The organism is Aeromonas sp. MR16 (assembly GCF_022549315.1).
Classification (GTDB): domain Bacteria; phylum Pseudomonadota; class Gammaproteobacteria; order Enterobacterales; family Aeromonadaceae; genus Aeromonas; species Aeromonas aquatica.
On sequence record NZ_JAKZFK010000040.1, the window covers coordinates 1 to 13,657 of the forward strand.

12 protein-coding genes are annotated in these 13,657 nt (G+C 62.4%); 5 read left to right on the forward strand and 7 right to left on the reverse strand.

Annotation, left to right across the window (positions count from 1 at the left end):
• Window positions 1–250: 250 nt before the first annotated feature.
• From gpsA to MM194_RS19835, 3 genes are read right to left on the reverse strand one after another with little or no spacing between them, the layout of a single operon-like run.
• A complete protein-coding gene (gene gpsA, locus MM194_RS19825) occupies window positions 251–1,255 on the reverse strand; it encodes an NAD(P)H-dependent glycerol-3-phosphate dehydrogenase (protein ID WP_033132364.1) in 1,005 nt (334 codons plus the stop codon).
• A 2-nt stretch (window positions 1,256–1,257) separates the two neighbouring features.
• The gene (gene secB / locus MM194_RS19830) at window positions 1,258–1,728 is read right to left on the reverse strand and encodes a protein-export chaperone SecB (protein ID WP_033132363.1); all 471 of its coding nucleotides are present in this window, start codon (window positions 1,726–1,728) and stop codon (window positions 1,258–1,260) included.
• Between the two features lie 46 nt (window positions 1,729–1,774).
• Window positions 1,775–2,206, reverse strand: coding sequence for a rhodanese-like domain-containing protein (locus MM194_RS19835; RefSeq protein WP_033132362.1), 432 nt, complete (start codon window positions 2,204–2,206; stop codon window positions 1,775–1,777).
• Between the two features lie 348 nt (window positions 2,207–2,554).
• Here MM194_RS19835 and gpmM point away from each other — a divergent pair, with 348 nt between their 5' ends.
• Both gpmM and MM194_RS19845 read left to right on the forward strand, forming a co-directional pair.
• A complete protein-coding gene (gene gpmM / locus MM194_RS19840) occupies window positions 2,555–4,084 on the forward strand; it encodes a 2,3-bisphosphoglycerate-independent phosphoglycerate mutase (protein WP_241344658.1) in 1,530 nt (509 codons plus the stop codon).
• Between the two features lie 9 nt (window positions 4,085–4,093).
• A complete protein-coding gene (locus MM194_RS19845; RefSeq protein ID WP_241344659.1) occupies window positions 4,094–5,497 on the forward strand; it encodes a peptidoglycan DD-metalloendopeptidase family protein in 1,404 nt (467 codons plus the stop codon).
• Window positions 5,498–5,611: 114 nt separating this feature from the next.
• On the opposite strand, the gene MM194_RS19850 is transcribed toward MM194_RS19845, so the two are convergent.
• Entirely contained in the window at window positions 5,612–6,259 is a 648-nt protein-coding gene (locus MM194_RS19850; protein ID WP_241344661.1) for a Qnr family pentapeptide repeat protein, read from the reverse strand.
• Between the two features lie 90 nt (window positions 6,260–6,349).
• On the opposite strand from MM194_RS19850, the gene MM194_RS19855 reads away from it, so the two are divergent.
• Window positions 6,350–7,357 carry a substrate-binding domain-containing protein gene (locus MM194_RS19855; RefSeq protein ID WP_241344663.1) on the forward strand — a complete coding sequence of 336 codons (1,008 nt, stop codon included), beginning with the start codon at window positions 6,350–6,352 and terminating at the stop codon, window positions 7,355–7,357.
• A gap of 115 nt (window positions 7,358–7,472) precedes the next feature.
• Here the strand turns inward: MM194_RS19855 and MM194_RS19860 are convergent, their stop codons facing one another.
• From MM194_RS19860 to MM194_RS19870, 3 genes are all read right to left on the reverse strand, one after another.
• Window positions 7,473–8,114 (reverse strand): bifunctional 4-hydroxy-2-oxoglutarate aldolase/2-dehydro-3-deoxy-phosphogluconate aldolase, encoded by a 642-nt coding sequence (locus MM194_RS19860; RefSeq protein WP_033132357.1) that lies wholly within the window; start codon window positions 8,112–8,114, stop codon window positions 7,473–7,475.
• Window positions 8,115–8,134: 20 nt separating this feature from the next.
• Window positions 8,135–9,931, reverse strand: coding sequence for a phosphogluconate dehydratase (edd, locus tag MM194_RS19865; RefSeq protein ID WP_033132356.1), 1,797 nt, complete (start codon window positions 9,929–9,931; stop codon window positions 8,135–8,137).
• Window positions 9,932–9,992: 61 nt separating this feature from the next.
• Entirely contained in the window at window positions 9,993–10,502 is a 510-nt protein-coding gene (locus MM194_RS19870; RefSeq protein WP_241344665.1) for a gluconokinase, read from the reverse strand.
• A 155-nt stretch (window positions 10,503–10,657) separates the two neighbouring features.
• On the opposite strand from MM194_RS19870, the gene MM194_RS19875 reads away from it, so the two are divergent.
• Both MM194_RS19875 and pssA read left to right on the forward strand, forming a co-directional pair.
• A complete protein-coding gene (locus MM194_RS19875) occupies window positions 10,658–12,031 on the forward strand; it encodes a GntP family permease (RefSeq protein ID WP_052101217.1) in 1,374 nt (457 codons plus the stop codon).
• 176 nt (window positions 12,032–12,207) lie between these two features.
• On the forward strand, window positions 12,208–13,557 hold the full coding sequence (gene pssA, locus MM194_RS19880; protein WP_033132354.1) for a CDP-diacylglycerol--serine O-phosphatidyltransferase: 1,350 nt from the start codon (window positions 12,208–12,210) through the stop codon (window positions 13,555–13,557).
• The last annotated feature ends 100 nt before the right edge of the window (window positions 13,558–13,657 follow it).

Genomic DNA, 13,657 nt, shown 5'->3' on the forward strand with positions numbered 1-13,657 from the left:
TCAATCTGCTCGACCAGCGCCAGTTTAAAAGTCAGCGAGTAATCGCGCTGTGTCCGTTTCACACCTTGTCCCATCGGGGTCTCCATTTATTGGGGGGAAAGGTGTAAACCATATTCAGGACGGGACAAGCACATGAAAAAGGCCCCGCCAGGATATGGCGGGGCCTTTTGCTATCCGGCGAACCGAATCAGCGAGGCTTGGAGCTTATCTCAGTAGGCGTCGTTGTAAAACAGCCTAATGGGATTTGCTCTTATTCGTCGCGTTTGTCCCGGCTGAGCAGGGCGATGGCCGCCTCTTTCGGGTTCTTGCCTTCGTACAGCACCTTGAAGATCTGCTCGCAGATGGGCATCTCGACGCCACAACGGGCCGCCAGCAGATGCACCTCCTTGGTGTTGCGATAGCCTTCCACCACCTGACCGATCTCGGTCATGGCGGTTTCCACCGACTTGCCGGCCCCGAGGGCCAGACCGAAGCGACGGTTGCGGGACTGGTTGTCGGTACAGGTCAGCACCAGATCCCCGAGCCCCGCCATCCCCATGAAGGTCTTGGCATCGGCACCCAGTGCGGCACCGAGGCGCTGCATCTCTACCAGGCCCCGGGTGATGAGCGCGGTTCTGGCATTGGCACCAAAACCCAGCCCGTCGGAGAGACCGGCGCCGATGGCGATGACGTTCTTGACCGCGCCACCGAGTTGCAGACCGATGAAGTCCGGATTGGTATAGACCCGGAACGAGCGGCCGCAATGCAGCAGGTGGGACAGGTCGTCGGCAAAGCCATCGTGGGTCGAGGCCACCGAGATGGCGGTCGGCAGGCCGGCAGCCAGCTCGCGGGCGAAGGTAGGGCCGGAGATCACCGCCAGCGGTATCTCATCCCCCAGCACCTCGCGGGCCACGTCCTGCAGCAAACGACCACTGTCCGGCTCCAGCCCCTTGGTGGCCCAGGCGATACGGGTATCGGGGCGCAGGAAGGGCTTGATCCGGGTCAGCACCTGGCCGAACACATGACTAGGCACCACCAGCAGCAGCACGGGTGCGGCTTGCACCGCGGCCTGCAGATCCGCCGTCAGTTGCAGATCGGTGGGGAAAGGGACATCCGGCAGGAAAGCCTTGTTGCAGCGATCTTGTTCCAGCACGGCGACATGGGCGGGATCGTGACCCCACAGCAGGGTCGGATGGCCGTTGCGCGCCAGAGAAATGGCAAGGGCGGAGCCGTAAGACCCCGCCCCCAAGACCGAGATAGCGATCTGGTCGGCCATTATCAGGCTTCCGCAGTCGCCTGCTGGGCCTGTGCTTGCGCCATGTGCTGGGCAAACAGGGCATCGAAGTTGACCGGTGCCAGGTTCAGCTGCGGGAAGGAACCCTTGCTCACCAGATTAGCAACTGCTTCACGGGCGTACGGGAACAGAATGTTCGGGCAGAAGGCGGCCAGGCAGTGAGCCAGCTGGGGCTCAGGCAGGTTACCGATGGTGAAGATACCGGCCTGCTGTACTTCGCACAGGAAGGCGGTTTCAGTTTCCAGCTTGCAGGTCACGGTCAGGGTCAGCACGACTTCGAACACGCCGTCAGCCAGCACGTTGGTCTTGGTGTCCATGTCCAGCTTGACGTCCGGCTGCCACTCTTTCTGGAAGATGTGGGGAGTATTCGGGGCTTCGAAGGAAACATCCTTGGTGTAGACACGCTGGATGTGGAATTCCGGTTGCACTTCCTGATTGTTGATTTCGTCAGCCATTTCGTTTGATTCCTTTTAAGAAAATGAGTGGGCGCAGGCCCTTAAATCAGCGTTTTTTGGTCACCGGCAGATTTTCTGCACGCCATTGGGCCATGCCACCGCTGAGCACATATACCTGCTTGAAACCGGCCTTGCTCAGTTGGCGACCCGCGCCACCAGCGGTCATCCCCGACTCGCACACCACTATGATGGGGGCGTCTTTGTGTTTTTCAACCGGGCCCAGATTGTTGGCCTGGATCTGGGTGAGTGGCAGGTGATGGGCACCGGCCAGATGGCCCTTGGCAAACTCATCCTGACTGCGAATGTCCACGACGGTGGCATTCTCACGGTTGATCAGCAGGGTGGCGGCGTGGTTGTTCACCACCTTGACCGGAGAAAAACGAGCACGCACCGTGGTGTACACCAGGGTGCCTGCCAGACCCAACCAGGCTGCGGTCAGCAGCGGGTTGCGGGTCGCAAAATCCAAATACTCTTGCATCTTCTACTATCCAGGGACCAAGACAAGGGCCCGAGTATACATGGGGCCCTTGATAAGATCAGCCATCTTGGCGGCAAAGCGAGAGCAAGCTCCCATCGGGGGTTGCCAGCCGATTGCCCCCTCTAAAGAAGTGACCCTGGATGCGGATCCTGCGGCAGGATCCCTGGGAAATGAGGAGAAAATGCGGGTCGTCAGACAAGCCGGCAACATGCCTAAAACGCGGTCTTAACAACCAAAAAGTCAGGCCACAGAGGGACTTGGCTATCAGGTGACTATTTCGGCAGATGTAGTAATATTACGCTAGTTTCACTTCCCGCAATTCATTCCTATCCGAGAGGACATAGCCTTATGTCAACAGCTAAGAAACCTTTGGTTCTGGTCATCATGGACGGTTGGGGCTACAGCACCAAGCAAGAGCACAACGCCGTCGCTGCCGCCAAGACCCCCAACCTCGACCGCCTCGCCCGTGACTACACCAGCACCCTGATCTCCGGCTCCGGCCTGGACGTGGGCCTGCCGGATGGTCAGATGGGCAACTCCGAAGTGGGTCACGTCAACATCGGTGCCGGTCGCATCGTGTATCAGGAGCTGACCCGCATCTCCAAAGAGATCAAGGACGGCGACTTCTTCCAGAATGTCGAGCTGGCCAAGGCTGTTGACGGCGCCGTGACCAACGGCAAGGCCGTGCACATCATGGGTCTGATGTCACCGGGTGGCGTACACAGCCATGAAGAGCACATCATGGGCATGATCGAGATGGCCGCCAAGCGTGGCGCCGAGCAGATCTACTTCCACGCCTTCCTGGATGGCCGCGACGTGCCGCCGCGCTCCGCCCAATCCTCCATCGAGCAGTTCGATGCTCTGTTTGCCCGCCTGGGCAAGGGTCGCTTCGCCTCCATGATCGGCCGCTACTTCGCCATGGACCGTGACAACCGCTGGGATCGCGTGCAACAAGCCTATGACCTGATGACTCAGGGCAAGGGCGAGTTCACCGCCGACAGCGCCAGCGAAGCCCTGGCCAATGCCTATGCGCGCGACGAGAACGACGAGTTCGTCAAGGCCACCCGCATCGGTGCCGCCGCCCCCATGCAGGATGGCGACGCGCTGATCTTCATGAACTTCCGTGCCGACCGTGCCCGCGAGATCACCCGCGCCTTCGTCGACAGCGACTTCACCGGCTTCGCTCGTGCCGTCACCCCGGCCCTGAACTTCGTGATGCTGACCGAATACGCAGCCGACATCAAAACCCCCTGCGCCTACCCGCCCACTGCCCTGGTGAACACCCTGGGCGAGTGGCTGGCCAAGCAGGGCAAGACCCAGCTGCGCATCTCCGAAACCGAGAAGTACGCCCACGTCACCTTCTTCTTCAACGGTGGCGAGGAAGAGTGCTTCACCGGTGAGGATCGCGAGATCGTCGCCAGCCCGAAAGTGGCCACCTATGACCTGCAGCCGGAGATGAGCTCCGAAGAGCTGACCGACAAGCTGGTCGCGGCCATCAAGAGCGGCAAGTACGACACCATCATCTGCAACTACCCGAACGGCGACATGGTCGGCCACACCGGCGTGTTCGATGCGGCCGTCAAAGCCTGTGAAGCAGTTGACCACTGCATCGGTCGCGTCACCGAGGCCCTGGCCGAAGTGGGCGGCGAATGCCTGATCACCGCCGACCACGGCAACGCCGAGAAGATGCTGGACGAAGAGACAGGTCAGGCCCACACCGCCCACACCAATCTGCCCGTCCCCCTCATCTACTTCGGTCGCAAGGCCGAGGTGCTGGAAGGCGGCAAACTGTCCGATCTGGCCCCCACCATGTTGACCCTGATGGGTCTGCCGGTGCCGCCGGAAATGACTGGCAAGCCCCTGATGATTCTGAAATAATCCTTCCCCATGCGGGGATACGAAGTTATTTCAACCAAAACCAGTCGCGTCGGCCTGTTGGCCGGCGCGCTGTTTTTTTGTCTGTCGTTCGGCGCAGGCAAGGCCCTGGCTGCCAACCAGCAGCTCGGCGCCATGCAGTCCGAGATCAAAGAACAACAGAAGACCATCAAGCTCAGCAAGCAGGAGCTGGCCAAGCTCAACACCCAGCTCAAGGCCGATGAGCAGGCCATCTCGGCCGCCGCCGCCAAGCTCGATCAGACCAAAGCGCAACTCAAGCAGAACCAGCAGAAGCTGGTAACACTGCAGCGAGACAAGCTGGATCTGGAGCAACAGGCCAAACATCAGAAGCAATTGCTGGCCAAGCAGGCGGAAAGCGCCTTCCAGGCGGGCAATCACGATTACCTCAAGCTGCTGCTCAACCAGCAGGATCCGGCCAAACTGAGCCGCGCCCTCGATTACTTCGACTACCTCAACAAGGCCCGTATCGAGGCCATCGAGGCCCTGCGTGCCACCCGCACCAAGTTGGCCAAGAACCAGCAGGCTACCCAAGAGACCGAAAGCAAGCTGCAGAGCCTGCTGAGCGAACAGCAGCAACATCACCAGAGCCTGCTGGCCAGCCAGCAGAGCCGCGCCACTGTGCGCAACCAGCTGCAGCAGTCGGTGCAGGACGACGAACAGAAGCTGACCAAGCTGGTCAAGGCGGAGAAGGCACTCAAAGCCCGGCTGGAAGAGTTGCGCCGTCAGCAGGAAGAGAAAGAGCGGCGCGAGCGGGCCGAGCGGGAGCGCCTCGCCAAGCTCAAGGCCGAGCAGGAGCGCCAGCGTCGTCTGGAGGCGCAACGCCTGGCCGCCGAACAGAAGAGGATTGCGGAGCAGCAGCTGATCGCGGCCCAACAGCAGAAGGCCGGCGAGCAGCAACGGCTCGCCGCCGAGCAGAAGCGAGTCACCGAGCAACAAGACAGGGTGGCGCAGCAGCAAGCCGCCGCGCGCAGCAGCGCCAAGGCCAGCACCAACGGCTACGGCGGCCTCAGCACCAACGGCAGCCTGCGCTGGCCGGTGCAGGGCCCGATCCTCATCTCCTATGGCTCGGCCCGTACCGCCGAGCTGAAGTGGAAGGGCACCCTGATCGGCGCCAGCGAAGGCACCCAGGTCAAGGCGGTGGCGGCGGGTCAGGTGGTCTACGCGGACTGGCTGGATGGCTTCGGCATGCTGTTGGTCATCGACCATGGTAAGGGCTATATGAGCCTCTACGGTCACAATCAGTCGCTGCTGCGCCAGGTCGGCCAGAAGGTGGAACAGGGTGAGCCCGTGGCCCTGGTCGGTGACAGCGGCGGCCAGGACAGACCCGGCCTCTACTTCGAGATCCGCTATCAAGGCGAGGCCATCAACCCCACCAAGTGGTTGGCAAAGCGCTGACATCCTCGCTCTCAATCAATGAAAAAAGCCTGCATCTTGCAGGCTTTTTTCATTCCGTCCTTCGCCAGGTGCCAGCGCCAGATGATGAAAACTTACCTCGTTTCGACGGGCAATTCAGGGGAAGACGATCAGGCCTATCTGCTCCAGCAGCCCCTGCTGCTCTTCGCTTATCTGCACCCCGTCCAGGTTGACCCGGCGCAGATCCAGCCCGGGCAGATCGCACTGGCGCAGGTCGCAGCCCTGCAGGTTGAAGCTGCTCCAGTCTATCTGGCCGAACTCGGCGCCGCTGAGATCGGATCCCGCCAATGAGGCTCCTCGCAGGCTGGCCCCCTGCCAGCGGTTGCCACTCAGCTCGCAGCGTTCCAGCAGGCAGCCATCGAAGTCCGCATAGCTGAAGTTGTTGCCGGTCAGATGCGCCTCGCAAAAGTAACTTTTGACGGTGATCTGGTTCGCGAAGCTGGCCTGGGCGAAGTTGATCCCCATGGCCTGGCAATCCCGCATCTCCAGCCCGAGGCACTGGCTGCGACTCAGATCTGCCAGGGTCAGATCGCAGCGCAGGAAGCTGGCCTCCCGCAGATCGCAGCCCTGCAACTGGCAGCCTAGCTCGCGCTCGCGCTCATAGAAGCTGCAGTCGACGAACCGGCTCTCGCTCAGGTCGAGCCAGGATAAGTTGCAGCCGATGAAGCGGCAATCGCTGAACTGCTCTCCCTCCACCTCCTGCTGCTCGAACCGCTTCCCCTCGAACGTTTTACCCTTGATCATTCCAAGCTTCCCCCTGTTTATGGCGTCATATGCTGACACCATGGCGTAAAAACGGTAATGTTACCTGTAACATTTCTGACGGATCTCGAGATGAACGACACCCGCAAACGCCGCCCCACCCTGCAAGACATCGCCGATCTGACCGGGGTCACCAAGATGACCGTCAGCCGCTACCTGCGCGATCCCGGTGCCGTGGCCAAAGGCACCCGTGAGCGCATCGCCGCCGCGGTGGAGGAGCTGGGCTACATCCCCAACCGGGCACCGGACATGCTCTCCAACGCCACCAGCAGGGCGATCGGCATCCTGATCCCCTCGCTCTCCAACCAGGTCTTCTCCGCCCTGGTGCAGGGCATAGAGGCGGTGACTCGCCCCGCCGGCTACCAGACCCTGCTCGCCCACTACGGCTACAGCCCGCAGCGGGAGGAGGAACAGGTAGCAGCCCTGCTCTCCTACAACGTGGATGGCTTGATCCTCTCCGACAGCGAGCACACCGAGCGGACCCGCAAGATGATCGCCACCGCCGGCATTCCGGTGGTGGAGACCATGGATCTGCCCCAGACCCCCATCGACATGGTGGCCGGCATGGATCACCGGGCCGCCGCCCGGGCCATGGTAACAGAGATGCTGCGGCGGGGTCGGCGCAAGGTGGTCTATCTCGGCGCCCGGCTCGACGTGCGCACCCAGCTGCGGATGGAGGGCTACTACCAGGCGATGAGCGATTATGGCCTCGAGGGCCAGCACCTGCTGACCGAGCAATCCTCCAGCTTCACCCTGGGGGGCCAGCTGCTGCAACAGGCGCTGACGCGCTATCCCGATCTCGACGGCCTGTTCTGCACCAACGACGATCTCGCGGTCGGTGCCCTGCTGCAGTGCCAAGCCAAGTGGATACCCGTGCCGCAGCAGGTCGCCATCGCCGGCAGCAATGGCCTCGACATCGGCCAGGCCATGACCCCCAAGCTCGCCAGCATCATCACCCCGCGCCAGGAGATAGGCCGCGAGGCGGCGACCATGTTGCTGGCCCGGCTCAATGGCCAGTCGCTGACCGAGACCTGCCGGGACCTGGGTTTCTCCCTCTATCAGGGAGAAAGTCTGGGCTGACTTCATCCCCGACCCCTCTCCCCACGGCAGAGAGAAGCGCGCGCCGCTCGTTAACACCCATGAAAAAACAGGCCACCCTTGGGTGGCCTGTTTGGTTTTTCTAAACGATATGCGCTTAGCGTTTAACCAGCTCAACCGCCTCACGAGACAAACGAGTCACCTCATCCCAGTTGCCGCTCTTGATGGCATCGGCCGGCAGCATCCAGGAGCCGCCGACGGTGGCCACGCATTTGAGCGCCAGGTAGTCGGCCACGTTCTTCGGGCCTATGCCGCCGGTGGGGCAGAAGCGCACCTGAGGCAAAGGTGCGGCGATGGCGGCCAGCGCCTTGGTGCCGCCATTGGCCTCGGCCGGGAAGAATTTCAGGTGGTCGTAGCCCGCTTCCAGCGCCTGCATCACCTCGGACGGGGTTGCCACCCCCGGGATCAGCGGTGCCGTGCTCTTGGCAGCGTGGGCCAGCAGCGCAGGTGTCATGCCCGGAGAGATGACGAAGCGGGCACCGGCGGCCACGGCGGCATCAAATTGCGCGCAGTTGAGCACGGTGCCGGCGCCGACCATGGCATCCGGCATCGCCTTGGCGATCAGGGCGATGGCGTCGAGGGCCACCGGGGTGCGCAGGGTGATCTCGAACACAGAGATGCCGCCGTCGAGCAGCGCCTTGGCCATCGGCAGGGCCTGCTCCAGGTCGTTGATGACCATCACGGGTACCAGGGGGGAGGCGGCAAACACCTCGGCGGGAGTCACTTTCCAGTTTTGCATAGCTCTTCCTTAGTCAGCTCTTAGTCAAAGATGGTGGCGCCGCACTCGGCGCTCGATACCGCGCGACGCATCACGCTGAACAGTTCACGGCCCCAGCCCTCTTGTTCCAGGCTGAGGTCGATGTCGGCCTGAGTACGGCCGGTCAAATCGGTCAGGCAATCCAGGCGGCCGGTCTCGGCATCCACCCGCAGCAGGTCACCGTCTCGCAACAGGCCGATGGCGCCGCCGTGCAGCGCCTCCGGGGTGACGTGGATGGCGGCCGGGATCTTACCGGAGGCACCGGACAGGCGGCCATCGGTGACCAGCGCCATCTTGTGACCCGCCTTCTGCAGGTTGCCGAGCACCGGCATCAGCTTGTGCAGCTCCGGCATGCCGTTGGCGGCCGGGCCATTGTGGCGCACAACGATGACCGCATCCTGATTGAGTTCACCGGCCTGGTAGGCCGCCTCCACCGCATGCTGAGAGGAGAAGACCCGGGCGGGTGCCTCTATGACGCGGTATTCTGGCGCCACGGCCGAGACCTTGACCACGGCGCGGCCCAGGTTGCCTGACAGCAACTTGGTGCCACCGGTGGCCTGGAACTGGGCGCCGGACACTGACAACACGCTCGGATCCTGGCTCTCGCCCACCGACTGCCACGCCAGCTTACCCTCCACCAGTGCGGGGCGACTGAGGTAATCCTGCATCTCGCCAAACGTCGGGGTCGCGTCCATGTGGATCAGTCCCTCCTGCGCCAGACGGCGCATCAGGCCGGGCACGGCGCCCGCCTGCTCGAAGGCGTTCACGTCCGCCGGGCCGTTCGGGTACATGCGCACCAGCAGCGGCACCACCTCGGAGAGATCGCTCAAGTCGTCCCAGGTCAGCTCCAGACCGGCGGCGCGGGCCAGCGCCACCATGTGGATGCTGTGGTTAGTGCTGCCGCCGGAGGCAAGCAGGGCCACCAGACCGTTGACCAGAGAACGCTCGTCCAGCACGGCGCTCAGGGGACGATAGGCCGGGGAGCCGGGGATCATGGCGCTGATGCGACGGGCCGCCTCGGCAGTCAGCGCATGGCGCAGCTCGCTGTGGGGATGCACGAAGGCGGAGCCCGGCAGCATCAGGCCCATGGCCTCGAACACCAGCTGATTGGTGTTGGCGGTGCCGTAGAAGGTGCAGGTGCCGGCCGAGTGGTAGGCGCCGCACTCCATCTCCAGCAGGGCCTCGCGCCCCACCTCACCGGCGGCATATTGCTGGCGCACCTTCACCTTCTCGTCGTTGCTGATGCCGCTGGCCATGGGGCCGGCGGGCACGAAGGCGGTGGGCAGATGAGCATGGGAGAGCGCCCCCATGATCTGGCCAGGGGCTATCTTGTCGCAGATGCCGAGCAGCAGGGTGGCGTCGAAGGTGTTGTGGGACAGCGACAGCGCGGTGGCCTGGGCGATGAGATCCCGGGAAAACAGCGACATGTCCATGCCGGGCTGGCCCTGGGTGACGCCGTCACACATGGCGGGCACGCCGCCGGCGACCTGGGCACTGTGGCCGAGCTCGGCCAGCGCGGCCTTGATCTGGTCCGGGTAGCCCTGATAGGGCTGATGGGCGCTCAGCATGTCGTTGTAGGCGGTGACGATGCCGACGTTGGCGCGGGTCATGTCGAGGATACGGCCCTTCTCGTCACAGCCGGAGGCGGCCACGGCGTGCGCCAGGTTGCCACAGGCCAGGGCGGCGCGGGTCTTGCCCTGAGCGGCCTGGCGCTGGATGCGGGCCAGGAAGGCTGCACGACGGCTGCGGCTGCGCTCACGAATGCGCTCGGTGACCGCGGTGATGACAGGGTGGGTCATAGTGATTGCTCCAGTACGGTGATGAGACGGCGGTCGGTAACCGTCGGGATCGGCAGGTGACTCACAGGGCCTGCCCCAATGTGGTGATGGCGCGATCGACAACCTGTTCGAAGGGCCCGTCTATATCGATATGGAATACCCCGGCCTCGCCATCCGGCCGCTCCAGGGCATCAAACTGGCTCTGCACCATGCCCTCGCGCATGAAGTGGCCCTTGCGGGCCCGCATCCGCTCGAGAATGAGCGACTGGCTGCCATCCAGGAACAGGAAGTGCACCGAGTCATTCCCCTCGCGGATCTGATCGCGGTACTGGCGCTTGAGGGCAGAACAGACGATCACCCCTACCTCGTTCTTCTGCTCCAGGCTGTAGGCCGCATCACGGATCCGTTCCAGCCAGGGGGCGCGATCCTCATCGTCGAGCGGGGCGCCGCTGGCCATCTTCTGGATGTTGGCACGAGGGTGCAGATCGTCACCGTCGATGAACTTGGCACCCAGGGCTTGCGCCAGCTTGAGACCGACGCTCGACTTGCCGCTACCACAGACACCCATCACGATAATACTCTTACCAGCCATTGTTTGACCTCTATCCCATTTCTCAAAAAACGTACCGTAGATGACTTCTAACTTACCACGTTACCGGTAACATGTTACCGGTAACGTTACGACATGTGAAGTGATGCACAAATTTGTGCAAGACGAAAACTGGAACTTTTGAGGATATAAAAATTATGGAAGGTGTGGCTAATACCCCCGATGTCGCCTACCTGCTTTCGGTAGCAGGCGGTGCCATTATCATGCTGTTGCTGTTGATAATGCGCTTCAAGATCCACGCCTTCGTCGCCTTGACGCTGGTCAGCCTGGTCACGGCCCTCGCCACCGGCGTGGCCTACGATCAGGTCGTAACGACCATGCTGGGCGGCTTCGGCAGCACCCTGGCCGGGGTGGCCCTGCTGGTCGGTCTCGGCGCCATGATCGGCCGGATCCTGGAGATGACAGGCGGCGCCAAGGTGCTGGCCGATACCCTGATCAGCCGCTTCGGTGCCCATCGCGCTCCTCTTGCGCTCGGTGTTGCCTCTCTGCTGTTTGGCTTCCCCATCTTCTTCGATGCGGGTCTCATCGTCATGCTGCCCATCATCTTCAGCGTGGCCAAGCAGTTTGGTGGCTCTGTGCTCAAATATGCACTGCCATCTGCGGGCGCCTTCGCCGTGATGCACGCCTTCATGCCCCCCCACCCCGGCCCCGTCGCCGCCAGCGAGCTGCTCGGCGCCAACATCGGCCTGCTGACCATCGTCGGCCTGCTGGTCGCCATCCCGACCTGGTATCTGGGGGCTTATCTGTACGGCCTGTGGGCCGGCAAGAAATTCGACCTGCCGCTGCCGCCAAGCTTTACCGATCCGGCTGCCATCCCGGCCGGTCAGCTGCCAAGCTTCGGCCAGGTGATCTCCATCCTGTTGCTGCCGCTGGCACTCATCTTCATGGATACCGGCCTCAACACCCTGGGAGCCATGGGAATGGTCGACAAAAGTGCTGATTGGGTCAACATCCTGCGCATGGTCGGCAAAACCCCGGTCGCACTGCTGATCACCCTGCTCTACGCGGTCTGGCTCTTTCGCAAGCAACAGGGCAAGGTACAGCTGGAAAAATTCTGCAACGATGCACTGGCTCCCGTCTGCGCCGTCATCCTGGTGACCGGTGCCGGTGGCATGTTCGGTGGCGTACTGCGTGCCAGCGGCATCGGTGCCGCCCTGGCGGACGTGCTCTCTGACACCGGCATGCCGGTGATCCTGGCCGCCTTCCTGGTCTCGACCGCCCTGCGGGTAGCCCAGGGTTCCGCCACCGTGGCCCTTACCACCACCGCCGCCCTGATGGCACCCATGGTGGCCGCCACCCCCGGGCTGAGCGAGCTGGATCTGACCTTCATCGTCATCGCCATCGCCGGCGGAGCGACTGTGCTGTCTCACTTCAATGATTCAGGCTTCTGGCTGGTCGGTCGCTTCCTCAACATGGATGTGAAGACCACCCTCAAGACCTGGACCGTGATGGAGACCCTGCTCGGCACCATCGCCTTCCTCATCGTGGCGCTGGCCAGCATGCTGTTCTAATCACCTGCCATGTCATGCCGCTTTCAATGCGGGTCGGGCTCTTTCCCCGACCCGCATTCTTTTAGCAGGGTCACACCGACGTGGATTCTTTATTGGGTATTCAGCGCCGAGATTGCTAGAATCGCCTATTCATTGCCCCGAGTGGAACGCTTAACCCCGTGATTTCAGGTTTCTCTATGCATTCATCGGCACATTATCGACAGTTGCTGACACGTTTACCCCAGATCGCGGTTGCCGCGGATCAGTTTCAGGTACTCAGCAGCGCCAAAGAGTTCAAGAGCCGGATCCTGTCGCTCATCGCCGGCGCGACCCAGCGCATCTATCTGATCGCCCTCTATCTGCAGGATGACGCGGCGGGACGGGAGATATTGTCGGCGCTCTATGCCGCCAAGCAGCGCAACCCGGCCCTCGACATCAAGGTCTTCGTCGACTTCCACCGCGCCCAGCGCGGCCTCATCGGCAAGGGCAAGCAGGGCGGCAATCACCTGATGTATCAGGAGATGGCCGCTCGCCATGAACACCAGATCGAGATCTACGGCGTGCCCGTGAAGGGACGCGAGCTGCTCGGCGTGCTGCACCTCAAGGGCTTCATCTTCGACGACACCCTGCTCTATTCCGGCGCCAGCCTGAACGACATCTACCTGCATCAGCAGGATCGCTACCGTTTCGATCGTTATCACCAGATCCGCAGCCAGGCGCTGACTCGCAGCATGGTCAACTACGTGGATGATGTGTTTCTGCGCAGTGATGCCGTCCAGCGACTGGATCGCACCAAGATCCCGGGTGCCAAGCAGCTGAAGAGCCAGATCCGCCGCTTCAAGCAGAGCTTGCGCACCAGCCAGTACAGATTCGAGAGCATCCCGGCCAGCAGCCAGGAGATCGCCATCACCCCCATGGCGGGGCTGGGCAAGCGTGGCAACCAGCTCAACCGGATGATCCGCAACCTGGTGCGCGCCACCGAGCGCGAGATCTTCATCTGCACCCCTTACTTCAACCCGCCAAAGGAGTTGAGCAAGGATGTGGAGTCGCTGCTCAAGCGCGGTTGCACCGTGACCATAGTGGTGGGCGACAAGACCGCCAACGACTTCTTCATCCCGCCACAGGAGAAGTTCTCCACCATAGGCGGCCTGCCTTATCTGTACGAGACCAACCTGCGCAAGTTTGCCGAGCGCAACCAGCGTCACATCGATGCCGGCCGTCTCAACCTGATGCTCTGGTGCTGCGAGCAGAACTCCTATCACCTCAAGGGGCTCTTCGTGGACCAGGAGTGGGCGCTGCTGACCGGCAACAACCTCAATCCCCGCGCCTGGGCGCTGGATCTGGAGAACGGCCTGCTGGTGCATGACAGGCATCACCACCTGCGCGAGCGGTTCAACGAGGAGCGGGCCAACATACTGGCGCACACCCGTCGCATCAGTCACTTCGACCAGATAGAGCAGATCAAGGATTACCCGGAACAGGTCCGCAAACTGCTGGCCCGCATCCACAGGGTCAAGGCACACCTGCTGCTCAAGCGGATCATCTGAGTCGATTAGCCGCTATCCAACGCCCGTCTCAGCCCCCATCCAAAGGCCTCCCGTTTTCGGCAGGCCTTTTTCAGATGCGGCAACCCAACCCGGCTCACAG